The organism is Lelliottia nimipressuralis (assembly GCF_004115925.1).
GTDB lineage: Bacteria > Pseudomonadota > Gammaproteobacteria > Enterobacterales > Enterobacteriaceae > Enterobacter > Enterobacter nimipressuralis.
The window spans coordinates 162,538-189,413 of the sequence record NZ_SDDX01000019.1 but is presented as its reverse complement, the minus strand read 5'-3'; the positions used below and the strand labels follow the sequence as shown (position 1 = coordinate 189,413).

26 protein-coding genes and 3 pseudogenes are annotated in these 26,876 nt (G+C 49.1%); 16 read left to right on the top strand and 13 right to left on the bottom strand.

The features are described from left to right. Window positions 1–76: 76 nt before the first annotated feature. The 5 genes from ETG88_RS15670 (at window position 77) to ETG88_RS15650 (ending at window position 3,688) form a co-directional block, all read left to right on the top strand. The gene (locus ETG88_RS15670; protein ID WP_004131894.1) at window positions 77–334 is read left to right on the top strand and encodes a YjhX family toxin; all 258 of its coding nucleotides are present in this window, start codon (window positions 77–79) and stop codon (window positions 332–334) included. 7 nt (window positions 335–341) lie between these two features. Further along, window positions 342–1,982: a class I SAM-dependent methyltransferase gene (locus tag ETG88_RS15665; RefSeq protein WP_129035744.1), complete on the top strand. Its 1,641-nt coding sequence runs from the start codon at window positions 342–344 to the stop codon at window positions 1,980–1,982. A 127-nt stretch (window positions 1,983–2,109) separates the two neighbouring features. After that, complete coding sequence (locus ETG88_RS15660) at window positions 2,110–2,361, top strand: zinc ribbon domain-containing protein (protein ID WP_063163721.1); 252 nt, start codon at window positions 2,110–2,112, stop codon at window positions 2,359–2,361. Window positions 2,362–2,407: 46 nt separating this feature from the next. Next, window positions 2,408–2,800 (top strand): VOC family protein, encoded by a 393-nt coding sequence (locus tag ETG88_RS15655; protein ID WP_129035743.1) that lies wholly within the window; start codon window positions 2,408–2,410, stop codon window positions 2,798–2,800. A gap of 540 nt (window positions 2,801–3,340) precedes the next feature. Next, a complete protein-coding gene (locus tag ETG88_RS15650) occupies window positions 3,341–3,688 on the top strand; it encodes a glycosyltransferase family 2 protein (RefSeq protein WP_164971807.1) in 348 nt (115 codons plus the stop codon). A 264-nt stretch (window positions 3,689–3,952) separates the two neighbouring features. Here the strand turns inward: ETG88_RS15650 and ETG88_RS15645 are convergent, their stop codons facing one another. From ETG88_RS15645 to ETG88_RS15585, 13 genes and pseudogenes are all read right to left on the bottom strand, one after another. Beyond that, window positions 3,953–4,324, bottom strand: coding sequence for a TA system toxin CbtA family protein (locus ETG88_RS15645; RefSeq protein WP_038628663.1), 372 nt, complete (start codon window positions 4,322–4,324; stop codon window positions 3,953–3,955). Window positions 4,325–4,362: 38 nt separating this feature from the next. Further along, window positions 4,363–4,728, bottom strand: a complete 366-nt coding sequence (locus ETG88_RS15640; RefSeq protein ID WP_038628665.1) for a type IV toxin-antitoxin system YeeU family antitoxin — start codon at window positions 4,726–4,728, stop codon at window positions 4,363–4,365. A gap of 25 nt (window positions 4,729–4,753) precedes the next feature. After that, window positions 4,754–4,975, bottom strand: a pseudogene (locus ETG88_RS15635) (DUF987 domain-containing protein). Further along, window positions 4,972–5,511, bottom strand: coding sequence for a RadC family protein (gene radC, locus ETG88_RS15630; RefSeq protein WP_129035742.1), 540 nt, complete (start codon window positions 5,509–5,511; stop codon window positions 4,972–4,974). Before radC ends, ETG88_RS15635 begins: the two are co-directional and overlap by 4 nt. A gap of 12 nt (window positions 5,512–5,523) precedes the next feature. Further along, entirely contained in the window at window positions 5,524–5,967 is a 444-nt protein-coding gene (locus tag ETG88_RS15625) for an antirestriction protein (RefSeq protein ID WP_129035741.1), read from the bottom strand. 30 nt (window positions 5,968–5,997) lie between these two features. After that, entirely contained in the window at window positions 5,998–6,819 is an 822-nt protein-coding gene (locus tag ETG88_RS15620) for a DUF932 domain-containing protein (RefSeq protein ID WP_129035740.1), read from the bottom strand. A gap of 98 nt (window positions 6,820–6,917) precedes the next feature. Then, on the bottom strand, window positions 6,918–7,148 hold the full coding sequence (locus tag ETG88_RS15615; protein ID WP_063925496.1) for a DUF905 domain-containing protein: 231 nt from the start codon (window positions 7,146–7,148) through the stop codon (window positions 6,918–6,920). 71 nt (window positions 7,149–7,219) lie between these two features. Beyond that, complete coding sequence (locus ETG88_RS15610) at window positions 7,220–7,669, bottom strand: IrmA family protein (protein WP_000734140.1); 450 nt, start codon at window positions 7,667–7,669, stop codon at window positions 7,220–7,222. Then, entirely contained in the window at window positions 7,666–8,118 is a 453-nt protein-coding gene (locus tag ETG88_RS15605; RefSeq protein ID WP_129035739.1) for a YfjS/YafY family lipoprotein, read from the bottom strand. Before ETG88_RS15605 ends, ETG88_RS15610 begins: the two co-directional genes overlap by 4 nt. A 36-nt stretch (window positions 8,119–8,154) precedes the next feature. Next, complete coding sequence (locus ETG88_RS15600; RefSeq protein ID WP_129035775.1) at window positions 8,155–8,724, bottom strand: hypothetical protein; 570 nt, start codon at window positions 8,722–8,724, stop codon at window positions 8,155–8,157. Next, window positions 8,724–9,428: a helix-turn-helix transcriptional regulator gene (locus ETG88_RS15595; protein WP_129035738.1), complete on the bottom strand. Its 705-nt coding sequence runs from the start codon at window positions 9,426–9,428 to the stop codon at window positions 8,724–8,726. Before ETG88_RS15595 ends, ETG88_RS15600 begins: the two co-directional genes overlap by 1 nt. 200 nt (window positions 9,429–9,628) lie before the next feature. Then, a complete protein-coding gene (locus ETG88_RS15590; protein ID WP_129035737.1) occupies window positions 9,629–10,504 on the bottom strand; it encodes a GTPase family protein in 876 nt (291 codons plus the stop codon). Between the two features lie 84 nt (window positions 10,505–10,588). After that, window positions 10,589–11,473, bottom strand: coding sequence for a hypothetical protein (locus tag ETG88_RS15585; protein ID WP_129035736.1), 885 nt, complete (start codon window positions 11,471–11,473; stop codon window positions 10,589–10,591). A gap of 474 nt (window positions 11,474–11,947) precedes the next feature. Between ETG88_RS15585 and ETG88_RS15580 the strand changes: the two genes are divergently transcribed. From ETG88_RS15580 to ETG88_RS15530, 11 genes and pseudogenes are all read left to right on the top strand, one after another. Then, on the top strand, window positions 11,948–12,154 hold the full coding sequence (locus ETG88_RS15580) for a helix-turn-helix transcriptional regulator (RefSeq protein ID WP_025122562.1): 207 nt from the start codon (window positions 11,948–11,950) through the stop codon (window positions 12,152–12,154). A gap of 96 nt (window positions 12,155–12,250) precedes the next feature. Further along, on the top strand, window positions 12,251–12,844 hold the full coding sequence (locus ETG88_RS15575; RefSeq protein WP_129035735.1) for a hypothetical protein: 594 nt from the start codon (window positions 12,251–12,253) through the stop codon (window positions 12,842–12,844). Between the two features lie 366 nt (window positions 12,845–13,210). Then, entirely contained in the window at window positions 13,211–13,837 is a 627-nt protein-coding gene (locus tag ETG88_RS15570; protein ID WP_187469895.1) for an inovirus Gp2 family protein, read from the top strand. Between the two features lie 97 nt (window positions 13,838–13,934). Then, window positions 13,935–14,290, top strand: a pseudogene (locus ETG88_RS15565) (IS66 family transposase); the annotation flags it as partial. 251 nt (window positions 14,291–14,541) lie between these two features. Then, window positions 14,542–15,849: an AAA family ATPase gene (locus ETG88_RS15560; RefSeq protein WP_129035734.1), complete on the top strand. Its 1,308-nt coding sequence runs from the start codon at window positions 14,542–14,544 to the stop codon at window positions 15,847–15,849. Next, a complete protein-coding gene (locus ETG88_RS15555; RefSeq protein WP_129035733.1) occupies window positions 15,836–16,369 on the top strand; it encodes a hypothetical protein in 534 nt (177 codons plus the stop codon). The genes ETG88_RS15560 and ETG88_RS15555 overlap by 14 nt, the downstream gene beginning before the upstream one ends. Further along, window positions 16,369–17,064, top strand: coding sequence for an RNA ligase family protein (locus tag ETG88_RS15550; protein WP_129035732.1), 696 nt, complete (start codon window positions 16,369–16,371; stop codon window positions 17,062–17,064). The genes ETG88_RS15555 and ETG88_RS15550 overlap by 1 nt, the downstream gene beginning before the upstream one ends. Before the next feature lie 359 nt (window positions 17,065–17,423). After that, window positions 17,424–18,220 (top strand): annotated as a pseudogene (locus ETG88_RS15545) (IS3 family transposase); the annotation flags it as partial. Window positions 18,221–18,538: 318 nt separating this feature from the next. Next, complete coding sequence (locus ETG88_RS15540; protein WP_129035731.1) at window positions 18,539–19,591, top strand: DNA cytosine methyltransferase; 1,053 nt, start codon at window positions 18,539–18,541, stop codon at window positions 19,589–19,591. 49 nt (window positions 19,592–19,640) lie between these two features. Beyond that, complete coding sequence (gene drmD / locus ETG88_RS15535) at window positions 19,641–22,781, top strand: DISARM system SNF2-like helicase DrmD (RefSeq protein WP_129035730.1); 3,141 nt, start codon at window positions 19,641–19,643, stop codon at window positions 22,779–22,781. Next, window positions 22,778–26,860 carry an Eco57I restriction-modification methylase domain-containing protein gene (locus tag ETG88_RS15530; RefSeq protein ID WP_129035729.1) on the top strand — a complete coding sequence of 1,361 codons (4,083 nt, stop codon included), beginning with the start codon at window positions 22,778–22,780 and terminating at the stop codon, window positions 26,858–26,860. Before drmD ends, ETG88_RS15530 begins: the two co-directional genes overlap by 4 nt. The last annotated feature ends 16 nt before the right edge of the window (window positions 26,861–26,876 follow it).

The window sequence follows — 26,876 nt, the reverse complement described above, 5'->3', positions numbered from 1 at the left end:
AATGCGCCGAAATCGAATGCGGACACCGCTGTGTGTTTGCACGTTTTGCACATGATGATTAAACAGGTTTTCCAGTATGAATTTATCCCGTCAGGAACAACGTACCTTACACGTTCTCGCCAAAGGTGGCCGTATTGCGCACGTCCGCGATGCGTCTGGCCGCGTCACCGCCGTTGAATGCTACACCCGCGAAGGGCTGTTGCTGACCGACTGCACCCTTGCCACCTTCAAAAAACTCAAAACCAAAAAACTGATCAAGTCCGTCAACGGTCAGCCCTACCGCATCAACACCACCGGGCTGAATAACGTTCGCGCGCAGCTTGATAACCGCTAAGGAGAGCATGATGGATATCAGCACCCTTATTTCCTCATCCCGACACATCCAGCTGTCAGCGGAGGAAAGTAAAATCCCCTGGGACGAACCGGCCTTCAGCCAGCGCATGCTGGCGAACCATTTGTCGCAGGACCACGACTGGGCTAGCCGCAGGCAGGAGGTCATTGAGCGGCAGGTGAATTGGATCGCCAACCTATTACCCCCAGGCGCACGTATTCTCGATCTCGGCTGCGGTCCCGGCTTTTATACCCACCGCTTAGCAGAGCGCGGATTTTACTGCACCGGCGTGGATTTCTCACCGGCATCCGTGAGCTGGGCCCGTCAGCAGGCGCAGAGTGCCGGATTGAATATCGACTATGTCCAGCAGGATATCCGCGCATACTGGCCGGATAAATCTTTCGATTTCATCATGATGATGTTCGGGGAACTGAATGTTTTCAGCGCGGCAGATGCGCGCTCACTCGTCAGCCGCTGCGCGCTGTGGCTGGAGCCGGGTGGCAGGCTGCTCACTGAAGTCCATGCTTTCGACGAAGTTAAGCGTCAGGGAATGGCTGAACCGAGCTGGCAACGCTGCCCGGACGGGCTGTTTCTGGGCGTCCCTCATCTGCTGCTGACAGAACATGGCTGGGATGAAGAAGCACAGACCAGCTCAACGCAGTTCTGGGCCATAGAAGCAAACGGTCAAACCACCCGTTTCGGCAGCCAGATGACGGCCTGGCGCAATGATGAGTACGTCAGCCTGCTCGGTAATGTCGGTTTTACCCTGCTTCCTCCTCCTGAAAGCCACGACTGGCCAGTCAGTGAAACATTTGAAGGGAAGCTGTTTGCTCTGCTGGCCGAAAAAGCAAATACCTCAGAGGAACTTCCTCTTAATACTCAACGCAATAAAAGGAATTCCACATTGGATATCCCACGTATTTTTACCATCAGTGAAAGCGAACACCGCATTCATAACCCGTTCACCGAAGAGAAATACGCCACGCTTGGCCGCGTGCTGCGCATGAAACCGGAGACCCGCATCCTTGACCTCGGCAGCGGGTCGGGGGAAATGCTCTGTACCTGGGCCCGGGATCACGCCATTACCGGTGTTGGTATCGACATGAGCCAGTTGTTCAGCGAGCAGGCCAGACGCCGCGCGGAAGAACTCGGCGTCAGCAGCCGGGTTCATTTCATTCATAACGACGCCGCCGGATATGTGGCAGAAGAGAAGTGCGATGTGGCCGCCTGCGTCGGCGCGACATGGATTGCCGGTGGGTTTGTCGGGACGGTCGAACTGCTGGCGCAAAGCCTAAAACCGGGCGGGATCATGCTTATCGGTGAACCTTACTGGCGTCAGCTTCCGGCAACGGACGAGATAGCGCAGGCCTGTGGCGTCAGTTCGACGACCGATTTCCTGACGCTGCCGGGGCTTGTGAGTGCATTCGATGAACTCGGCTACGACGTGGTGGAAATGGTACTGGCGGACCAGGAAGGCTGGGACCGTTATGAGGCCGCGAAATGGCTGACCATGCGCCGCTGGCTGGAAGCCAATCCTGACGACGACTTCGCCGCCGAAGTCAGGGCCGAGCTAAACATCTCGCCAAAACGCCACGTAACGTACGCGCGGGAATACTTTGGCTGGGGCGTGTTCGCGCTCATCGCCAGGTAACAACAGGTTCCCGGTATTTCTGACTGGAGATACCGGGAGCTTCGTCTTTGCTTTGATCTGATGCATCACCTGCACAATACCCATTCAGTATATTTATTAATCATGACGTCACCATAAGGAGCATCATATGTCACAACATGAACAGTTCTGTCAGGCTTGCGGAATGCCAATGTCGGCACCCGATGCACACAGTGCCAGCGATCAATATTGCGCGTACTGCAGCGACAGCAACGGCAATCTTAAACCCTGGGAAGAAGCGGTATCAGGCTTAGCCAGCTTCCTTGATTCCTGGCAAAAAGTCGGCCCGGAAGAAGCACAAAAGCGTGCAAAACGTTATCTGACGGCAATGCCAGCCTGGGCTCATAAAGCGGACGAGTGATTTGAGCTGATTATTTTCACTCCCCTGAATCCAATAAGGAGAGCCAATGTATTCTTACATGATGCTTGGAACCAACGACTTGCCACGCGCCATTACATTCTACGATCCGCTGATGGAGTTGCTGGGGTATCCCCGTGGCGGCAGGAATGAGAACGTCGCATGGTGGGGCGTATTCAACGGTAATAATACGACGGCACTGGGTATCGGCAGACCTTTTGATAAACAGTATGCCACGACCGGAAATGGTGTGATGGTCGCCCTGATTGCGCGTTCTGCCGAACGCATTCAGCAGCTTCACGCGCTCGCTTTAAACCACGGCGGCACGGACGAGGGAGCGCCTGGCCTGCGTCCGCATTACGGCGAAGGGTTCTACAGCGCTTGTGTCAGAGACCCTGATGGCAACAAACTGGCTTTCGTGTATTACACCGCACATTACTGAGAACGTTAAACCGGGGCCTCAGCGCCCCTACCTGCCGCTCGTATATCCTATCAAACCCGTTCCAGACCACACAGCCGCGCATTCTAAAAGTCATTCTCACATTCAAAAACCCAGTCGCCATTTTGCCTGAAGCCATGAACCTCCCGGTAATATAAGTCGCGCAACCGCATTTCATATCGATCGGCTCTAACGATCAATATCGAAAACTGATCTATCAAAACGATTATCTTTCTTGCGCCCTGCCTGGTTATCCTTGACTTACATTACTCGCAGAAATGCCTTTTATTACGGTTAGTTATCTAGCTGAGACTTGTTGCGTCCATTTTCCATGTAATCCACACAATGAGTTCACTAGGGCGCAAAAAGATGAAGAGATGTGCACGTTGCAACAAAAAAAGAAGCGTCCTTGATCAGTGGCTCTCTCTCGATAAAGGATTTTGTGACGAGTACTTATTCGACATGGACGAGGAAATCAGGGAAAGACTGGTTATTCCGATCAGGCGCCTCAAAGATGACAACGAAGGGAAATAGTTACTCGTGATGAAGAATAAAATCGACGTCAGCGTAATTATTCCGGCTTACAACGCCGCAAAGACCATTGATAGTCTGGTTAATAATATCCTCAGTGAAACCCGCGTGGCTATTGAACTTATCGTTATCAATGACGGTTCTACTGATGGAACAGACCACGCTCTTCATCAAATCTATGATGACCGGCTCATTCTGATCGAGCAGGCCAATCAAGGTGTCTATGCTGCCCGAAATGCTGCTCTAGCCTTGCACCAGGGAGAATGGGTTATATTCCTTGATGCGGACGACGATATAGCAAATGGGTTCATTGAAAAAAGATGGCAAGCAGCGAAGGCCGGACTCGCACATTACACTTAACCCCTTGAATTAAAATCAATAAAAACAAACTAATTTTATACGTACCAACGCAGATACCAACACATTAATTCATTGGATTCGGGACTCGAATCAGGGCAAAGCCAAGTGAACAAAATTCCCCTATGAGTAGATGATACAGATAAAGATGAGAAGCTGGCTTTAGCCTTCGCGAACTCCTCATCATCTGGTTACTGTTAGCTTTCCCTACATTGGACAGCATTGTATCAATGTTGTCGATATCAACATTAATTGACTTCCCATAGCTTATAGCTCCTGAAGTTGACCTGCCGTTACCCTGGTAACAGTTTTGTGACTGTTGCGTTTCATCAGACCGGAGGCTTTCCGGGCACGTAGAATATCGATACTGGTGATGAACGGTGACTTCTCCATGACAGAGCAATCATTACAGTCAATTCTTACCAGTTCATATTTTTCGACAAGAAAGTTCACCGCATCGCAGAGCGATACTCCAGCATCAATGTGTTCCAGTATGGTGGTTTCATTACTGAACGGTGTGTCATTCAACGTCAGACCATAGTGCTGCGACAACAGACAAGTCAGTAACCGCTGCCAGATTTCAACGGGTGACAGGCAGGGCTGAGTCGCCCGTGTCGGGTGTGATGATATAGTTTGCATGATGTTTGCTCTGTGAGTTTAAGAGGATAAGCGGGGATTTACTGCGGCTCAGTTTGCTCAGGATAGATAGCAATGTAGACATAACCACAGGAGCCTAGTGTATCGGCTTCGCAGGTGAGTCCATTGTGGTAAAGCGTGACGCAGTGTGGGTGGCGAGGGTTAAGCTCTCCACTGGTCAGCATCAGCTCAAGTTGCTTCATCATTAACGGAAATGCCTGGTCAAGGCGCATTGCAACATCGACGGCAAATACCCCGCTAAATCCTGCGCGGTCAGAGAGAAAATGCAATCGGTTGCCCTCCTGTACCAGACGGGCACCAAAACAGGGGGTAATAGCACGTTTAAGCCCCCACTGCTGGCAGGCGGGATTCTCCGGCTTTGTACCGGATTCTGAGTGATGGTTCATTATTGTTCCTGATAAAAGGGAAGGATTAATTAAGAGTAACGCTTCGAAGAATGACATAGGGACCATTGCGGTCTTGACGACGTTCAGCAAATACAGCCAGAACGCCGCGTATGTCCTGAACTTCCCGGCCAGCATAATGGCAGATACTGCCAGACCATTTATATTTGCCGGTACAGAAGCGAAACAGCCGGGAGCCTGGATGCTGTTATTACAAAGCCATTGCCTGACGTTTACTGATGATTTTCATATCCACCCTCGCTCCGCAAACGACACAATGCCATCTGAACCGACGACCAAATGATCAAGCGTGTTTACATCAACCAGTGCCAGGGCTTCTTTAAGTCTACCGGTAATGTTGCGATCGCATTGGCTGGGCTCCGGGTCGCCGGATGGATGGTTATGCGCCAGCACGACAGCTGCAGCATTGAAGCGAAGCGCTGACTTCACTACCTCTCGAGGATGGACCTGGACATGGTTAATCGAACCGGCAAATAGCGTTTCGCTCTCCAGTAAACGGTGCTGGTTATCGAGATAGAGCACCATAAACACTTCCCGCTCCTGTCCGGCCAACTGTAGCCGAAGCCAGTCACGAGCAGCAGTACTGGAGGTAACGGATTTGCCGGGCTGACGCAGATATTTATCCAGTAGATTGATAGCGCGGCGAATGGTGCGTTGGGCATAGGGGGTTAATCCGGCGGTCACAGGGAGCAAATAACCATGCGGGGCCATAATCAGTGGAAAGAGTTCAGGCTGCGTTGACACCGGGGATAATGCGGTATTCATGTCAGGTATTCCTCAGTCGATGAGATGCATAATGGCGCTGCATTCCGGATGGATTAGCGCGTAGTCGCGTAAGAGATAATAGTGCTCAGTCATCGCGTCACATTCGGTGCGACAGGCGTGGTGGCTGAATGCCATCAGACAGGCGACCATCCCTGCAGCTTCACTGGTAAGCTCTGCGCCATTGCCATTCATGCTGTTGAACAATGTCCACTTCTCATCGTGCTCTGGCTCGGGAGCCATAAAAGCGCCGCCGTTGCTGAGCGTCGAAAAGCGCCAGATACCGCCGTGATAATCGGTACACAGGCGGTCCATCCAGGCGAAAATGCGAGGTTCAAGGGTTATCCATTGTGGGATGGAGCCAAAGTGCTGCGGCCAGAAACCGATGCGTAACTCGTCCGGGACCACTGAGGCAGTAATTGCGGTATGCTCCGCGAACTGATGATTTTGTGTATTCATTAAACTATCTCCTTATGCAGGAACTGTTGTTTAACGCCCGAAAAATTCGAGCATGTTTTCTGCCATAACCCACAGGGCGCGATTGAGCTTCACATCGCCGTCAATGCCGGTAACGGCACGGGTGCGGCTGCTTTTCCCCTGTGCGGTTCGCCCTGACAGACCTCCTTTCATCAGGTTCTCCTGTACCCTCTGATAGACGGTCCACAGGTCGTCGCTGTAATCCTCCTGGCGACGCGGGGTAAGCAACTGCGATACCGTGACCGGCTGGTGGTCTTCGCCAAAGCGATATTTCAGCGCGGCATTCGCCAGCGCGTGACGGGCCGGGGCTGGCAGCGCCAGTGACTGCATCGCATCGCGCTTCTCCTCCACCCGGTCAAAGACCCCGAGCACTTCGTAAGCCCCTTCAATCACCTTCTCGACGACATTGCCTTTATGCGGTACCCGCACTTCTCCGAATGACTGGCCGCAGACCAGACCGTTGGTACAGACGCCACGAAACAGCCCCGGCAGCATCTGGTAGCTTGATGAGCCGTCGTGGCTGTTAAGCAGAATGATTTCCGGTACCTGATGCCCGGTAAGTTGACCGGCACGACGCAGGCGAAGCATGTGTTTGGTGTGTTCCCGCTTGCTCTGGTCACGGACCTTTGTCTGGCAGGCAAAGAACGGCTCAAAGCCTTCACGCTGCAGGCTTTCGAGGATGGTGATGGTCGGGATGTAGGTATAACGGTCTGAACGAGATTCATGCTTGTCACTCCCGAACACGCTGGGTACATGACTCATCAGCTCTTCATGGGTCAGAGGCCGGTCACGGCGTATCTGGTTTATACGGCCAAAGCGGCTGACTAATCGCATGGGTAACTCCTTATGCAGTGGGTAAAAAGACAAAAGGCCACACTTCCCGAAAGAGGTGTGGCCTGACTTTGTTTGTATCGGTGATGTGCTGGTGGTGGTTATGCAGGAAATTTGCGGATGCCATAACGAGTGATATACCGGTTCAGCCAGTAACCGGCATCCGGCTCAAAGTTCCAGGCTCGCCAGACCATGCAACGCTCATGACGGATAACCAGACGGAAATGCGTACCCTGGTCGTCCTCTATAGCAATGTTGGAATATTGAGCCGCAACCGCCTCTGCCTGCTGGCGCGAAAACGGTCCCTCTGGTAGTTCAGTGAGTTCAGGCATACAGGCTCCTTAAAACAAAAAGCCCCTGTGGCATAAGCGACAGGGGCTGAATCAAACGGGTAAAGAATTGGCTAAGACGCCTTACCTCCGACAACCGTGACTTGCAGCGGTTGGTAATACTGCGGGTCGAAAACAGACAGTGGCAGGTCAATCTGGTAACCATTACGCTCTTCCGTTGCCTTCATGATTTCGACAGAGCTGACGTTTTCCACGCATTCGTTCTCCAGCGAGGCTTCCTGAGAGCGAGTCGCATCGCTCTCACCAAATGCAGCCACCGCCATATTCCCCTTAACCAGCGTGTTTCCCCCTTTGTCTTTCAGACGCAGGGAGAGCGTCAGAGGCCCAAACCCCTCACCACTGCCGCCGTTGTCCAGGCGAAACTGCCACACGCAGACATTGCCCGGCACCCAGACCATGTCTGTGTTGCGGATGCTGATGTAACGCTGTTCTTCGGCCTGAGCCGGTGAAAGCAGACAAAGGCTCAGAGCGAAAACTGAGATAACGCCTTTCAGCTTCTTCATGGATTTTTCTCCTGATTCTCCGGCAGATAGAGTTTCCCCATTTCCTTGCCATCGTGCGAATACACCACCGATTTTTCACCCGTGTAGCTGTCGGTTTCAACCCGGAAGCTCAGGGTGATATTGTCCGCAAGACACAGGGCAGCAATCAGAGGCTGCACCGTTTTCTGCTGCATATCCGCAATGTAGTAATAATTGCCTGACTCACAGCCTTCCGGCGACTGGTTGGTTTTCATCACCGTATATTGCGGTGTGCCGAAAGCATCCTTCTTTACCCATTCCTGGGCAATATCGGATTTATGCGAGACAACCTTGCTGAACGGTGGCGGAGTCAGGTCCTTAAAACTGGCTATCGTTTTCACACCCGCATCTTCCTTGCGGTCGCAGCCAGAAACCCCCATGGCACCGATAACCATCAAAACAGTGAGAACAGGTCGATACAATTTCTTCATGGTGCAGATTCCTTATTAATCGTCCGTTCCTTGGCTTCAGCAATTGCCGGTGCGCCGGCACAACTCTGCCAGACTCTGTTGAGCTACCCACTGCTGCAGTTTCTGCTCTGAGGCAGAACGCTTCGCCGCCAGGGCAGCTTGCTGCTGTTTGTTGACACAGTTTTCCGGGAATGCGGCAAGCACCTGGTTGCTGTGAGGTTCATCAGCCAGCCCCAGCTGATACTGGGTGTCGATGATAGTGAAGTAACACCCTTTCCCCTGGTCTTCACTCTGATAGACCGAGGTCAGATCGGAGTAATAACCGCTGGCAGGTTTCAGATTCAGCTTGCGCACGGTATGCGTTTTCTTATCGGCGAGAAAATATACACCGCCACCACGCTGACGCAGCAGGAATTGCCTGGTCCAGGGATAATTGCCAATCACACTGGCCTGATAGAGCGTATTGTTCAGCGCGTCGTTGTCCATGTCATCTGCTGATTTCCAGCCATCCGCCTGCATGTACTGCCAGAATTTGACGGTACCCACGACAGTTTCAGCAGACGCCGGAAAGGTAGCGCCTGCGCAGAGACTGACGGCCAGCGCCGTTGTAGTCAGTATTTTCTTCATCATGATTCCTTATGAGGTAAAAGACCGTCGCCGGTTCTGGCGAGCAGTGAGTGAAAAACGTGAAAATGGGGAAGAGCTCTGAGGAATTCCGGTTCGGTGAGAACGTTGCGAATCTGAAGGTCAGGCACGAACAGTTCCGGGTGCAAGGTAACTGCATGGATATCGTTCAGCGGAAACACCGCCACGCGATGATGGTGCTCTCCAGTCAGATACCAGTGCCCGCCGCAGAGTACGAGGCGGTATGGTGCAAGCCCTGAACAGCGACAACCTTCAGCCAGCAGCGTCACACGGCGATGATCTGATATGGCCCTGACAAGGCGTGTAAATATACCTGGCCTGGGTGGCGACAATGATTCTGACTCTGCCCATATGAGACAAGGAGACTCACCGGGTCCACTCAGCAGTGAGCTGACCATGTGGTTATCCATGTCAGGAAACAAAGCCTCCACGCCTGACTGACGAGCAAAAGTCAGTACAGCCAGTTCGCGTTGATGGCTTCCTGAGAGCAGACGACAGGTGCCATCGCGATATTCCAGGTCCAGATACATCAGTCGCTCACGAAAGTCCCGGCGGAGGGTACGGATCGACACGCCAAACTCTGCAGCAAGAAGGCCCATATCCAGCGTTTCGCCAGCAACCAGGCGGCTGATAATGAGGGACAGCCGAACCGCCAGCCGTTCATGGCGACGCTCAGTCTGGGACATTAGATTTTCTCCATCCCGTTAACAGGCTGAAAATTAAGTGATTAGTGTAACGAAGGGGTCGGACAGGGTATGGACAGGGGAAGGCGTATTTTTTCAAAGCGTGGATTTCAGGCGTGATGCGCCGTTGCGCCTGATTGATAGATTTGTAGCTCATTAATTGAGCTATGGGAGGACAGGGAGTGTCCGCATTAAGCGGTTTGTCAGAAGAAAATCCAATCCCAGACGGCACGGGCAACGGTCACCACAGCTTCTCGCACCGTCCGAATCACAGCCCTTACAGGCGCTGGCAGAAAAGATGATGACTCTACAGTGCCAATAATTTCATCCACGGCATGACCAAAGCGCTCGCATGCCTGCTTTTTTACCGGCTCGGTGCAGAGCCTTCCGTGCAGTTGTGTTGTCAGTGGGCTGGTGGCCCGGTCAGGCAGGCTGCGCATCATCATCTCTACCATCGCATCCAGCCCCCAACCCGTTCGGGCCGATACAACACTGACTGGATGGTGCGGCAGGAAGAGCTTCTGCACCGCGCTCCGCTTGGCCTCAATTGTCGACAGTTGGCTATGAGAGGGTGTATTGCTGGTGGTATTCCACTGATGGCAGGGTTCGGCCTTGTCAGCCTGATTAACCACGAACAGAACCCTCTGCTGATACGCCAGCATCACCTTGCGATAGAAGTGTTCATCCACCGACAGTGCCCGGTCATCGGTTTTGATAACCCAAAGCACTAAATCCAGTTCGGGCAAGATCCGGCGGTATAACGTGGTGTACTCCTCGTCACGTTCCTTACTTTCCCCCACTCCCGGTAAGTCGACCAATAACAGGCTGTGAGAGCCACTGCTGAGCCGGAAGCGCAGCACGTCGCGGGTACAGGCTTCAACATTGCTCACAGGTGTTACCTCTCCCTGGAACAGCGCGTTACAGAGCGACGACTTACCCGCTCCGGTTTTACCCATGATGCCGATTACCGGCTCGTACTGAGTGAGACTGCGAAGACGTGCAAGGATAAGGTTGCGAAGCAAGTGTGGCAGTGAAGCTAGCGGTTGCTCAAAGGCCTTAAGGCCGTCCAACTTTTGCATACGAAGATCTCAGCGTGAAAAATAACAAGCCCCGCAATCCGGTAAAGGATGCGGGTGATTCACTGAGATAATATCTGTCTGAAATTATTTGGAATGTTCTTTTGTATTTTTACTTTTATATAGCCTAAGAATGGCACTCTCTATAATTGCGTTATTTGACATCGTATCTTTTATAGACATATCTCTCAGCATATCATGAGCTTGCTGAGAGATATTTACACTCATTGTCACAAGTTTTTTCTCTTCTTTATTTTTATTCCTGTTCTTCTGTGTAGACCAGGCGCTCTTAAACTTTCTAATGAACAACTCGACAGAATCCGGAGAATGCAGGTTGTTTTTTCTCCACATAAAGTAACTAGCATAGCACCAGGACATTATTTCCTCGGGAGAATTACCACAAATACGTTTCAGACCTATTGATGTATTCCCCTTTAAGTAATCCCTTAACCAGGAACAGACATCAACTTTACTGGATCTAACACTTCTGAATAAATCATGTTGATCAAGTAACCCAGCCCACTCAATACTTTGATCCTTCATAAAGTCAGACTGTGTTATATAAAGTATAGGCCATTCATCCATGCAGCGACGTATCGCATCAATTCTTACATCATGACTGGGTTGTAATGACACAGGGGATAAAAAACCGCTATTGTATTCAGGAGTTTCTGATTTTAATTTTTCATATAATACACAGACCAACCACAAGCTTGCTCGTGGATCATTACGGTACCAATCCAGTTCATTTTCGGATGGAAAGCCACTTGTATAGCTATTATCTACTTTAGCAAAGAAAGCATTGATTTCCTGCTCTGGAATATTCAATGAAATAAGATAATTGAAAACCCTCACCTGATATGCTCGGTAATCTTTACCTATCCCATTAGACTGAAAATGATAACCATGCGCAATGAGTTTGTTTTCAAGATTCCGTATCTTACTACTCTCATTTCCCACTAGCTTAACCATACCAGCACCCTCCTTGATATCACTAAGTGATTTACAGTGAATTAATGACTTTTAGCATAACATCATGCTGTATATCAATAACTTTCATGTGTAAGATCCAGGGGGAAATGACAATTATGTGATGTGGCTTACATATGTAAATGAGGATGATGATTGCCATTCTCTCTTCAAAGTTATACAGAAATTATTGCAGCCTTTATCAGCCTACAATAATCTTACATTACTTCATTTATATTTTTAACCATTTCCACTATACATAGCGGTTAATTTGATCTGGCGTGAAAAATCACAGCCCAAGAAATAACACTTCATTATCTTCTATTTTTGAAAAACTCCAGCATTGATGCCAAGGCAGAAACAGAGGTAAATATAACTCGTTTTTTTTACGTATCTCCACATGGATATGTCCCGGAGCAGTCGTCGTTATCAAACCTCACTAATCCGGCTTACCTTTCAAAACCGGAGAGATAAATCATGAATACCCCTACCCTACTTACCGAAGACCAGCTCGTTGACATGGTATTTATCACAACGCTTCTTCAGATGACAGACAAGTGGATTTATAAGCTCATTAAAGATGGTTCCTTTCCTAAACCTATCAAACTAGGGCGAAGTTCCCGATGGCTGAAAAGTGGAGTGGAAGCCTGGCTCCAGGAACGCGTCGACCAGTCCCGTAAATAACCTCCAACCCGAGTAATCCCTCAGCAGGCTAATAACTTTCCGGTATCTCCGGCGGTTTTCTTCTGCCTGTAATTTAAACCCTAAGGAATATAAATCATGAAAGACTACAAACCACGCTACGAGGAGCTGTATAAATACTACCAGACCTGGCTGACAGATTTTACGAAGCTGACGGTCAGATCGGGTATGTGTCATCAGAATATATATCACCATCACACTCTGACGGTTGGCAGCCTTAAGTTTCCAGGAGAGGAAGAGGTTATTGCCATCGTCCCCCAATGCCTACATCGGATTATTTATGGCAGAGCAGCAACCCCACTGACTGTTAATTATGACCTGAGAGTCAGTTTATTTACCCAGGAACACTTGCTGGCTCACCATCCCATGCTGGAGGGGATTTTGCTGTCTGAGTGCGTGCGGTTAAAACAGCGTCCTCTGGCAAATAAGCTCATCAGTTTTTTTCGGCAGTTCAGTGGCACTGAACTGCGTCTAAAGATGGTCTGGTTGTGCTGGTACGATTTGATGCTGGGAAATGGTCTTGATGACTGGACCGACAATCTGAAGCGCAGCTCCTATGAGGAGCTTTGCAACTGGATCATCGGGCGGCAGGAGGAGAATCTGATGATAACTAGCGTAATGGATGAATACGTTACTTTCGCGTATCGCACAGTTGTCGATCCACTGATTTAACCTACTGAAGTATTGGTAGGAAACATCGTTGTTCCATTGCAAATGCCTGTTATAGGGGACAACTAACTTCGGAGTGATTATTGACGGTAAAACAATCAGTTAAGCCTTATACCAAAAGGTTTCTCTGAATGATGATAATGTCGGATAGGTAATATATTACTTCAATATAATCAGTTGCTAACACTTCTGGTGTTAATGATGCTGTGCAGCTATGACAGTCGCTGGTTAATCAACTAAGAACATCATCCCCCCTATTCCCCCAACCAAACCATTAGCAAGCCTGTTTTACGGGACAGCAGCACCATGCCTGCCGTTCCTCGACAGGTGGAGGAAACCACTGTGTTCATATTCAATAATACTAACCCTATGAAGCTCGACCCAAGCCAGGCACCTTTCAATGTGGCTTATCTACAAAGAATCGCTGAAGTGCTCTGCCACGCACTGAAGGAGCATCCACAAACCACAGTTATCAGGGTGGATTTGCACTTACCGGAAGACGGTGATGTGGGCGACAGCGTTACCAGTGATGCAGATTTAAGCCAAGGGTTACTGTCCCGTTTTATCGACTCGCTGAAAGCTCAGATAGTCGCTTACCGACACCAAAAAGCCCGGGGAGGTAAACGCTGCCATCGCACTTCAGTGCGCTATGTATGGGTGTTGGAGCAGCCTGAACCGGATGGCAAGAAGCACTACCACTTGGCTCTCCTCGTCAACACCGACACGTTCAATGCTCTGGGAAGCTACGATGAACAAGGGAAAGGTCTGGCATCCCTGATTCAAAACGCCTGGCTGAGTGCGATGAAGAAACGAGACTGGTCTGAATATCTGACGTTAGTCCATTTCCCGGGTAACCCCCTGGCTTTTCTGGAAATCAATAAGCCGGATTTCAGAAAGAAAGTGGATGCACTGACTTTCCGTCTGAGCTACATGGCAAAACATCGTACTAAACGCTACAGTTGTACCGAACGCTCATTCGGCTCCAGTCAGGGCTGATATTCCTTAATTCCGGTGGTCTACAGAGACTGAATACCACGAATCATCTTCCGCTAACGCATAGCGGCCCCGCTATTCATCCCTTGCCACGCTGCCCATAAGGATACTACCGGCAGAGCAGAGCCTTGCCGAACGTCAGCAGATAGCTAAACCACTGCTGAAATCCTTGGAAAGCTGGCTGCGTGAAAATATGAAAGCCCTATCACGACCCTCTGAGCTGGTAAAAGTGTTCGTGTATGCTCTGAACCAGTGGCTGTTATTGATGTACTATGCAGACGATGGCTGGGCGGAGGCAGATAACAACATCGCTGAAAATACCCGACAGGCGATCAGTCTGGGCGTAAAAACTTCCTGTTCTTCAGCTATAACCACGGTGGCACGGTGGTGAGCGGGGGACCGCTGCTGCACAGCCTAATCGGAACGTGCAAACTGAATGGAGTGGAGTTGGAAAATTAACCAGTAGTAACATTCACGCATTACAAAGAAAATCACCTGCATAGTGCGCTAGGTTATCACTCCCCGAAAGTATACCGACGACAGCGGATCGTTAACTTAAGCTATAAAAGCTGTCGGAGATGGCTGGGCCAGCTCACGAATACGCATTTCTTGATAGGTAGTAATATGACCAGAAAAGTAAAATAATACCGAATCCAATGTCTATTGCATGCAGTGTGGGATAAATCAGAAACTGGAGAATTATACTGATGTTTACCGGACTAAGATTGACAAATTTCAAGGCGTGGCAAGACACAGGTGACATTGACCTGAAGCCTGTCACAATGTTGCTTGGCACTAACTCATCCGGCAAATCAACTTTGATTCAAAGTCTGTTGCTACTCAAGCAAACCGTACAATCACCCGATCGCAGCATTTATCTCAACCTTGGTGGCGATGAAGTCAACGATATCTTTAATTTTGGCGATTTTGACGATGTGTTACACAAAAATTTTGCGGGTGCTCGCCAATTTTCATTGAACTTCACCTTTCAGCCCCATTCACCTTCCCGAATCAATAACGGAAGTTTTTCCTGTAGTTATGGTCAAAATTCTGCAGGTGGAGTGACCATCAAGGAATGGAGCGTCAGCACCGGTCAACGCCAGTTTAAATCTATCCGTCGCGATAGAGGCGCTTATTCGGTTATGGTTGATGAAGAGAGTCAACCGCGGGGTAAAGGTCGTCACCTATGTCCTGAGCGCTCGGTATCGTTGTCTGCAGAAGCTATAGCAATATTGGGCCACGATGGCGCACTGCTTGAAGATTTGAGTTTATCTATTCGCCGTGAGTTGGAAAATATCGTCTATCTTGGCCCATTACGCCGGAAACCTGAACGAGATTATGTTTGGAACAAGTCTAATCCGGGTGAGGTGGGTAGTGATGGTCATCGCGCGCTTGATGTGCTCCTAGCCAGCGCCTTAATGAAAGGTGATGACCAAAATCGCATTATTGAAGGTGTATCGAAGTGGCTTGTGCGGATGAAAGTTGCCGACAAGTTGGAAGTTAAACAATTGGGCCGTTCGACACGTTATGAATTAGTGGTACACCGTGATGGTGTAGAAGCAAATTTGCGTGATGTGGGTATCGGAATTTCACAAGTCTTACCTGTTTTGATAATCGCCTATTTCGCACCAAGTGGCAGCACAATTATCCTTGAAGAGCCTGAGATACATCTGCATCCGCTTGCACAGTCTGTGTTAGCTGAGCTGTTTGTAGAGATCAGCAAGCAGCGAAATGTTCAGTTCATCGTCGAAACGCACTCTGAGCACCTGTTCCGACGGATGCAAACACTGATCGCTAAGCAACTTATCACCCCTAAAGATTCTGCAATGTATTTTGTTGAGCGTGAAGGCAAAGCTGCACACCTGCGGTCTTTAGTGCTGGATGATTTTGGTCGTGTGAAAAACTGGCCAGAAGGTTTCTTCGGAGATGCTCTGGGGGAGACAAGAGAGCAGACAGCCTTGGCCATTAAGCGTGCAAAGGAATTAAGAGCGAGGGATGGTAATGTACCTAGTTGATACCAATGTTATGCTCGCAGCAAGTGCTGTCTCTGAGTTGTCAAATCAAGCAGTGAGAGCCATGCCAAGTGAGATTGAGCTGCGTGAAATAATTTACGACTGGCTTTCTTCTTTTGAACAATCTGAGCAGAGTATTGTACTAGATGAAGAAGGGCTAGTACGAGACGAATACGAACGAAACATGCCTTACAACTCTCTTGAGCAAGAATATGGCATGCAAGTTTTGCAATACAAGTTAGATAGAAATCAGGTCGTTTATGTACCTATCAATTCGATTGAGGCAAACGGTGAGCACATTGCGGTGCTTGATCCTGTGCACGAAGCACTGGTATCAGACCGAGAGGATAGAAAATGGGCTGCTTGTGCACTGGCTGCACAGATTCTTTTCGACCAAGTGCCACCAATTGTATATGGGGCAGAAACTGACTGGTTCATAGCAGAAGAACAATTAAGAGGAATAGGCCTTTGTTTTCATAGACTATTGCCCGATGAATGGTATAGCTCAAAGGTTGCTTCTTAATGACTACTAAATTCTTTCGTTTTCCTCATACCCCACACCTTGCTTGGCTGGGTAATAGCTCACCACGCGATGATAAGGTACTTTCGCACGGTGAGGTGGCATCCTTACTTTCGGATGAAGTTGTGGTAGAGGAAAAATTGGATGGTGCAAATGTCGGCTTTTCGCTTGACGCGAATGGTAATTTAGTAGTCCAAAATAGAGGTCAATATCTGTCGGGGCCCTATACTGGACAGTTTGCCCGCTTACCATCGTGGTTGATACAGCATACTGACTCACTATACTCAATGCTTAAACCAAACATAATATTGTTCGGAGAATGGTGCGCTGCGCGCCATTCTCTGGATTATGTATCACTGCCAGATTGGTTCCTGATCTTTGATGTGTATGACCGTGCTATGGGGCGTTTCTGGAGTACCTCTCGCCGTAATGCATTAGCCACTAGCGTGGGTTTGGTTACTGTTCCGCAATTGCTCAAAACAAAAACTTCCCTAGATTCACTTAAGCAATTAGTCATCACGCAGCAAAGTCATTATCGAAAAGGACCACTGGAAGGTATAGTGGTCCGCCGAGAGTCAGCAGAGTGGTGCGAAGCTCGCGCTAAGCTGGTTCGCCCCGATTTCACCCAAGCCATTGACATTCATTGGCGTAAGCGAGTGATCGAGTGGAACAGAGTCAGCAACGAAAAATACATTTAACCCACCCAATATGATTCAGTTGGGTAATACTCTAATCAACAGCAAACGGCATACTGAAAAAAAAGATAAGAATAACCCAATCTAATCAAAAGATTGGGTTTTCTATGTGGTGTTAAGGCTGAATGATAGGCACTGATGAAAAAGGGTAATCACATATACTGGGGCTGTAAAAGTTTGCCATCCCATTCGATAAGAGTGTATTGGACGCCTTGTGTTGCCTGACGGAACACTTCTTCAGACTCATCGAAAGAGGCAGCGACGATGCTCTGCAAGCTTGCTTCATTCGCTTGACCTGCTCCCCGTTGATTAATACACCGCGATGTTAGTAATGTCTTCATAAGCCACATGAGGACATCCCCATGAAGAAGCGATTTTCCGACGAACAGATCATCAGTATTCTCCGCGAGGCAGAAGCCGGGGTTTCGGCCCGGGAACTCTGCCGCAAGCATGCCATTTCAAACGCCACCTTCTACACCTGGCGTAAGAAGTTCGGTGGCACGGAAGTCCCCGAAGTGAAGCGGCTCAAGTCACTTGAAGAGGAGAACGCTCGTCTCAAGAAGCTACTCGCTGAAGCCATGCTGGATAAGGAGGCGCTTCAGGTGGCCCTGGGCCGAAAGTTTTGACGACAGACCAGAAGCGGGAAGCCGTGGAAGTCATGTGTGAGACAACGGGTTTGTCGCAACACCGTGCCTGCAGGCTGACTGGTCTGTCACTTTCAACCTGCCGTTATTCGGCTCAGCGTCCGGCTGCTGACGCACAACTGTCTCTACGCATCACAGAGCTGGCACTTGAACGCCGCCGGTTTGGTTACCGGCGCATCTGGCAGTTATTGCGCCGGGAGGGCCTTCACGTCAACCACAAGCGCGTTTACCGCATCTATCACCTTAACGGTCTGGGTGTAAAACGCAGGCGCCGCCGTAAGGGTCTGGCGACTGAACGGTTTCCGCTTCTTCGCCCGGATGCGCCGAACCTGACATGGTCGATGGATTTTGTCATGGATGCACTTGCCAGCGGCCGCCGGATTAAGTGCCTGACCTGTGTGGATGATTTCACGAAGGAGTGTCTGACGATCACCGCCGCTTTCGGGATTTCAGGTATTCAGGTCGCGCGTATTCTGGACAGCATTGCGCTGTTTCGTGGATATCCAGTATTCATTTACCCTACAAGCTGTTCATGAGATCATACAAGCAAATAACTTCTGGTATGGGGCTTTTCAGTCTAGATCGCTGGTCATCGGTTGAATGAATCATAGAAGACTCTGGTAACAGCAAAATCACCATTTATGTGCAGCCCCAAAATGCTGTATTTTTATACATAAAATACTTCATCATGGAAGTTGTAAGCTAAAGGCGCTCGCAGATGGTTGCATCTTGGACGTTGTACAAATACTAATGAAGTGGGAATAAGATCTTGATACTCTTGTAGTAATTAATTTATGGGTATCTCTAAGTCTTGAAAAGATGAGAAGAGTTAAATGAAGAAAGTATCTTGTGTCGATTTGTTTTGTGGTGCAGGTGGATTAACGCATGGCCTTGTACTTGAAGGCTTACCTGTAGTTGCAGGAATTGACATGGATCCGGCCTGCAAATTTCCTTATGAATCAAACAACAATGCCAAATTTATAGAACGGGATATAAGCAAAGTAACAACAACCGAATTAGATGCATTGTTTGGCGATGCTGACATCAAAATTCTCGCTGGCTGCGCGCCTTGCCAACCATTTTCTACCTATACACAACGTTATGAATCGGATGGTAAGGATGGTAAATGGGGGCTCCTGTATGAGTTTGCACGCCTAGCAGAAGGTACTCGCCCAGACGTGATCACGATGGAAAATGTTCCTACTGTGGCTAAACACCAAGTGTTCCACGACTTCGTCGATGCATTGAAGTGTATTGGCTACAGCGTATGGTTTAGCATTGTTGATTGCACTCATTTCGGTGTCCCACAAACACGTAAGAGAATGGTTTTATTGGCATCACTCCATGGCGAGATAAAAATGTCTTCTCCAACGTGTACAAAACCCAAAACAGTAAGAGAAGCTATAGGCCATCTGCGCGCATTAAATGCTGGTGAAGCCGCTCCAGGAGATAAGCTGCATGTTACCTCCACATTGTCAGATAAGAATCTGGAGCGTATTAAGGCCTCAAAACCAGGAGGAACTTGGCGTGACTGGCCAGAACATCTTGTTGCCGATTGTCATCGAACAGAAAGTGGCAGAACTTACGCTAGTGTTTATGGCCGTATGGAATGGGACAAACCAGCACCAACCATGACAACGCAGTGCTATGGTTTCGGAAATGGTCGATTTGGGCATCCTGAACAGAACCGCGCAATCTCCCTGAGAGAAGCGGCAATTCTTCAGAGTTTTCCCCGTAACTATGCATTTATTCCCCATGATGGGCCAGTAAGTTTAAGGATTCTAGGGCGCCTAATCGGGAATGCAGTTCCTGTTGAACTTGGCCGAGCAATTGCACGTAGCATTAATTCACATCTTGAAAATGTGAATATGGTCACTGTGGAATAACAACTCTTTACTAATCATTAGCTTCGCTGAATTAGAGCCTGGAAACAATATGGAAATTTCTAATACACCTGATATCCGAGTACAGCGAACTATTCCAGAACCCGGTCAGTTGGTTGAGGTCCGTCGGCGTCAATGGATTGTTGTGGAAGTTACTTCATCTCAATTGTTACCTGCCTCATCTCAACAGCACGCAGTAACTTTGTCATCTATTGATGAAGATGGTTTGGGGGAAGAACTTGAGGTTATTTGGGAAATTGAGGTAGGTGCCCAGATTATTGAACGAGCTGGGCTGCCCACAATCAGTGGCCAAGACGACTCCAGCACTCTTGATGCTTTCCTTGACGCAGTGCGCTGGGGAGCAGCCACTAATGCTAACCGAGGCTTCCTGCAGGCCCCATTTCGCAGTGGCGTTAGTATAGAAGACTTCCAACTCGATCCGTTGGTGCGTGCAATTGATATGGCACGTGTCAATCTCCTCATAGCCGATGATGTCGGTTTAGGTAAGACTATTGAGGCGGGATTAATCATTCAGGAAATGCTGCTTCGGCATCGAGCCCGTACAGTCCTGATTATCTGCCCTGCGTCGCTACAGGAAAAGTGGCGGATGGAGATGCAGGAAAAGTTTGGACTGGAATTTCAAATCGTCGACACTCGCTATATCAAGCAATTACGCCGAGAACGAGGGATCCATGCCAACCCGTGGACATCGCATTCTCGACTGATCACATCCATGGATTGGGCCAAAAGTGGCGAAGGCTTGAGAGCTATGCGCGATGTGTTGCCCTTGTATAGCAGCTACCCACGCAAGTTCGATCTATTGGTCATTGACGAAGCACATAATATCGCACCGGCTGCTGGGGTAAACTACGCATTAGAGAGTCAGAGAACGCGCTTCATCCGTTCAATCAGTCCTCACTTCCAGCACAGGTTATTTCTGACCGCTACGCCACATAATGGCTATACCGAATCCTTCACCTCACTGCTCGAACTTCTGGATGACCAACGTTTCGCCAGAAATATACTCCCGGACGATAAGCAGCTCAATCAAGTAATGATTCGTCGCCTCAAGAGCGATCTCGTCGATGCTGACGGCAATCTACTTTACGCCCAACGTAAGCTTGAAGCCTTACCGATCTTCTACACTGCCAAAGAACGCGAAATTCACTCAAAACTCAATGACTACTGCAAGAGCCGAGAACTAGGTGCAGAGAAAACCGGTAGCACATTCGGAACTGCTTTCGTGAATCAGCTACTAAAAAAACGGCTCTTTTCCTCCCCTGCGGCCTTCGCATCAACACTCGAAAAACACATCGCTAGTCTGACTTATGAAAACCTGCGTAGTGATAATAGTCCGATGGACGACCGCATCTTGCGCAAAGCTATTCTTCGTGTTGATGAAGATTACGCTAACGACCAAGAGGTAGAGAACGCGCAATCTGAGGCTGTTGAAGAAGCTTCATGTCGAGCTCAGCCGCTCACGACCGACCAGCAACAAATGCTGAGTGAACTACGTAAATGGGCACAGATAGCCAGAAACCAAGTCGATTCCAAAGCTAAAGCCGTGCTCAGCTGGCTTGATACCAATCTGAAAACAAACGGTCATTGGAACGAACATCGGGTAATTCTGTTCACTGAATATCGCACTACCCTCCAGTGGATACATGAGATCCTAGCCAGCCATGGATTTGGTGGGGAGCGCCTTGCGATCCTACATGGTGGTATAGCGCAGGATGAACGTGAGAAAGTAAAAGCAGCCTTCCAGACCGCTCCCAAAGACTCTGCCGTTCGTATTCTTCTTGCTACTGATGCAGCATCTGAAGGTATCGATCTGCAGAACCACTGTAACTGCTTAATCCATCTTGAGATCCCCTACAATCCCAATGTCATGGAGCAGCGCAATGGTCGTATTGACCGTCATGGTCAACGCCAGAAAGAGGTGTTGATCTGGCATCCTGTCGATGGCGATGAAAATAGCCAAGCTAGCATTGGAGGCCATAGTGGGGACATCATCCGAGCTCTACGTAAGCTCGAATCTATGCGATCAGACATGGGTAGTGTCAATCCGGTTATCGCGCCACAGATGTCGAAGCTGATTGAAGGATCTATCAGGGATTTTGATACTCGTATTGCAGAAGCTCGGATTGCCAAAACTAAACGATTCGTAAGCGCCGATCGTGAACTGAAAGAACGGATAGCCCGGTTACATGACCGGCTACTATCCACTCAAAACGATTTCCATCTCACGCCAGAACATATCCTCATGGCTGTAAATACGGGACTTACTTTGGCAGGCCGCTCACATTTGGAGCCGTTTGCTCTTCCGGATGCTCCAGCTGGTTCAACATTCAAAATGCCAGCATTGTCAGGATCCTGGGCTCGTTGCCTGGAGGGGCTACGCCATCCCTATACCCTACAAACTCGCCCTATCACCTTTGACCATACCGTGGCGAGAGGACGTGACGATGTCGTACTCGTTCATTTGAATCATCGACTGGTACAGATGTGCCTACGTCTGTTACGAGCAGAAGTATGGGCTCGCGATGACGTGAAGAAGTTGCATCGTGTTACTGTACGTTCGGTGCCCGACACACTAATTGATGGCCTTGCCGTAGTAGTTAGTTCAAGGCTGGTTATCACCGGAGGCAATTACCATCGCCTTCACGAAGAGTTGACAACAGCTGGAGGTTATCTTGGGGATAAATCCTTCCGCCGTGAAGAAGGGGTCAATAAAGTTCAGCTATGGCTAGATAATAGTAAGCCAATGACAGCTTCTGACTCACTATTTGATGACATCCGTATTCGTTTTGAGCGTGCAAAACACGCTATTCTACAGTCAGTGAACGCTAGGTCAAAAGACCGGCTCAAAGATTTGAGTAATACTCTTCAGCTCAGTAAGAATCGAGAATTGACGGACATTAGCACAGTGCTTGATGAACTTGAAAAAACCATCTGTATCGAATTAAAAAAAGATCAACAACCTGAGCAATTTTCACTGTTCTCAGAGGATGAGCGAACCCAGCTCAAACGTGACACCGCAGCTCTGAAAGCTCGCCTTTTACGTATTCCTGAAGAGCGTGAACAGGAGATCCAAGCCATCGAAACTCGCTACGCTAAACTCGACGATCGTACTTTCCCCGTTGCTGTTACCTTCCTAGTACCTGAATCTACTGTTCAGAGGGGGGAAGCATGAGTATGGCCAGCATACACGATGATTGGCTCTCGCTAATCGACATTTCAGGCCCCTTCCTTGCTGTACCAGTACTAAAAGATGCATTCCCGCAAGGGCTGGAAGAGCTAGACGCTGCTAAGCGCAAACGACTGCGCCAAGCTTACGATGAGTGGCGAGAAGCACTGGAACAAGAAGATCCTCAGTTCAACAAATTGCATTTTGCGTGGATTGAAGAAGTTCTTTCACGTGGCCTTGAGTTTGATGAGGATGGGAAAGGCGATGTACTGAAGGGCACAGATTGGTGCGCCACCAACTTGAACACTTTTCTCCCTGATCATGGCGTAGCTCTGTCACCAACTCTAGCAATTGTCGACGAGCAATGTGCGAACAAGCCTTTGATGCTCATTCATACCTATGCGCAAGATATCGATCTTGACGCAACTTTGAAAATAGACGGATGGGCCACTACACCCACGGAACGTATGGTTCAGCTGTGCCGCTCCAGGGAGTGTCGCCTTGGTTTGGTGACCAATGGCGAACGCTGGATGCTGGTGGATGCCCCTGTAGGCGCTGTCACCAGCTTCGCCAGCTGGTATGCTCGAATCTGGAACCAGGAGCCCATAACACTGCAGGCCTTCGTGCACCTGCTCGGTATCCGCCGTTTCTTCGTCGATGAATCCGAACAACTACCCGCATTGTTCGACAGTTCTCTGAAATATCAGGATGAAGTAACCGATGCACTGGGAGAACAAGTACGTCGCGCTGTAGAAGTATTAATCCAGTCCCTTGATAAAGCTGATCAGGATCGCAACCGTGAACTACTTTACAACGTAAAAGAATCCGAACTCTATGAAGCGGCTCTGACAGTGATGATGCGCTTGGTGTTTCTGCTCTCAGCCGAAGAGCGCGGACTGCTACTTATGGGTGATGAGCGATACGAAGTCAACTACGCACTTTCCACTTTGCGTATGCAGCTACGCAAAGTTCCCGAAGAAATCCTAGAACGAAGATGGGACGCTTGGTCGCGCCTATTAGCGATTTTTCGGGCTATGTTCTGTGGTGTTGAACATGAGAATCTTCGTCTACCAGCGCTGGGTAGTTCACTATTCGATCCCGACCATTTTCCTTTCCTGGAGGGACGGGCTAAAGGATCTAATTGGCAAACAGATGCTGCCAAACCACTTCCAATTGATAATCGCACAGTCCTGTTATTGCTTGAGGCTATCCAGCAATTCCAAGGCCGAACACTCTCATATCGCGCACTGGACGTCGAACAAATCGGGTACGTGTATGAAGGTCTACTGGAGCGCACCGTCAAACGCACTGATGATGTCACGCTAGAACTGGACGCAACCAAGAAAGCCCAATCACCATGGGTCAAACTAGATGAGTTGGATTCAGTAAGCATTCATGGCACCGAACAATTGGTTAAATTGTTGCGAGAGCGCTCAGGCAGCTCTGCCAGCCGAGTGCGTAATGATCTGGCTAAAGCTGTTGATGACACCTTAGCTGATCGCCTGCTTACGGCCTGCCAAGGAGATATTCAGCTACGTGATCGGATCAAACCTTACGCTTACCTGCTCCGAACCGATCCTTGGGGTTATCCGCTCGTCTATACCAAAGGGGCTTTTATTGTCACTAATGGCTCCAACCGGCGCGAGACAGGTACGCACTACACGCCTAAGTCTCTCACCGAAACCATTGTCGCTGAGACGCTGACGCCTGTTACCTATGTAGGACCGGCAGAAGGCATACAACGTGAAGGGTGGAAACTCAAATCCCCTGCAGAATTACTTGAACTCAAGATCTGCGACCCTGCCATGGGCTCGGGTGCCTTTCTGGTACAAGTCTGCCGCTGGCTGGCCGATCGCCTCGTTGAAGCCTGGTCGCTGGCCGAAGCAAACGGAAAAGCGATAGGTGAAAAAGGCGACGTTTTGGAAGTTCTGGATACCAAAGAGCTACTGCCGCGCGATACCGATGCACGCATCGTCATTGCCCGTCGCCTCATCGCCGAGCGCTGCTTATACGGTGTTGACCTCAACCCGCTGGCAGTCGAACTCGCCAAGCTTTCCATCTGGCTAGTAACGTTAGCTAAGGGCCGACCATTTGGGTTTCTTGACCACAATTTACGTTGCGGTGACAGTTTGCTAGGCATCCATCGGATGGATCAACTTACCCAGCTTTCGATGAGTCCTACAACTCAAGGACAGCTGCGTCTGTTTGGTAAAAATATCAAGCAGGCCGTACACGAAGCCATTGCGCTGCGCCAGCAATTACGTGAAACACCTATCCGTAATATGCACGATGTGGAATCTATGGCAGAGCTGAATGCCAATGCACGAGGCAGACTTAATGTGCCGGAATGTATTGCAGATGCGTTTATTGGGGAAGTATTTGCTACTGGCGGCAATGCCATAGCATTGGAAACAGCTTTAGCATCTCTTGCCATCCAAGCCGAGCAAGCTATGGAAGGTGATAATGAACAATTAGCGTTAATGCAGCATAGGGCAATCACTGCTTTTTCAACTGATTTGCCCACCGGTAAGCTTTCTCGTAAACCTTTCCATTGGCCATTAGAATTTCCTGAGGTGTTTGAGCATTGTGGAGGATTTGATGGCATTGTAGGTAACCCCCCTTTTCTTGGAGGAAAGCGTATCAGCACTGTGACAGGAGCTGCCTACAACGAATGGCTTTCCATTGAACATCCAGGAGCTGGTAAAAACGCTGATTTGGTAGCGCATTTCTTCCGCCGTGCTTGGAATATTATTCGAGGCAGTGGTAGTTTCGGATTTATTGCTACAAACTCTATTGCGGAGGGCGATACTAGAAAAGGTGGGCTTGAATGGATGCTGAACGATGGAGCTATCATCTACGCAGCCTATCCTAACGAACCTTGGCCAGGAAAAGCAGCTGTCGTTACAAGTCGTGTGCATATCCACAAGGGCGTATGGAAAGGTCAACGCAATTTACTCGGAAATAAGAAATCTTTCATTTCAGCATTCCTATCTGATCGTGAGGAATGGAGTCCGAAGCGACTGAAAGCGAACGCGGGTTTAGCATATCAAGGCTCGATCGTACTAGGTAAGGGTTTCTTACTCTCCCCTGTTCAAGCTCGCAGGATGTTGGATGCAGATCCTAGAAACGCCGAGGTGATCTTCCCCTTCATAAACGGAGATGATCTCAATTCGGACCCAGAGCAGAAACCAAGCCGTTGGGTAATCAATTTCTGGGATTGGCCGGAAAAAAAAGCAGCTACTTACAAAGAACCTTATGAATGGATCAAAGAAAATGTGTACCTTGAGCGGCTGGGTAAGAGCAAAGAAAAGTCCTACCGCGAGATCATGTCTATGTGGTGGTTGTTCTGGCGCCACCGTCCGGAACTCTACCATGTAATTGGTCGTGGTCATCATTTCGAATGCCACCCAAATAACTGGTCACCCAATGGAGCACTGTCTTCAAAAGTGATTGCGATCACGCGTGTCAGTAAGACACTAGCTTTCTCATTTGTCGATTCCAACATTGTGTTTTCAGATGCTACCGTTGTGTTCTCACACAATCGTGGTAGAAATTTTGCTCTGTTACAATCGAATATACATGCTGTCTTCGCATGGCAGCATGCATCAAGACTCAAGACAGACTTGCGTTACAGCCCTACAGATGCGCTTGAACCATTCGTTTTCCCGGGTGGATTCAATGATGTAAAGGACTGTTTGCTTGATGACTTAGGTAATAGGTTCCATGAAGCACGCATTGAAATTATGCTTGCTGATCGCATCGGTCTGACTAAGTTTTATAATCGCTTCCATACACACACCGAACGCGATCCCCGTATTGAGGGATTACGCGCATTGCAATGTGAAATGGACATTAGTGTCACACACGCCTACGGCTGGGACGATCTCGATCTCGGGCACGGCTTTCACGAAGTACCATATCTGCCCGAGAGAGATCGCGTCCGTTTCACTATATCGGAGACTGCCCGTGTCGAAGTACTGCAGCGGTTGTCAGAACTGAATCGCCTTCGCTATCAGGAGGAACTTGCTGCTGACTTGCATGTAAAAGCGGCTAAAGCTAAGAGATTAAGCACGCCACGAAAATAATCCCCAACATTAATTT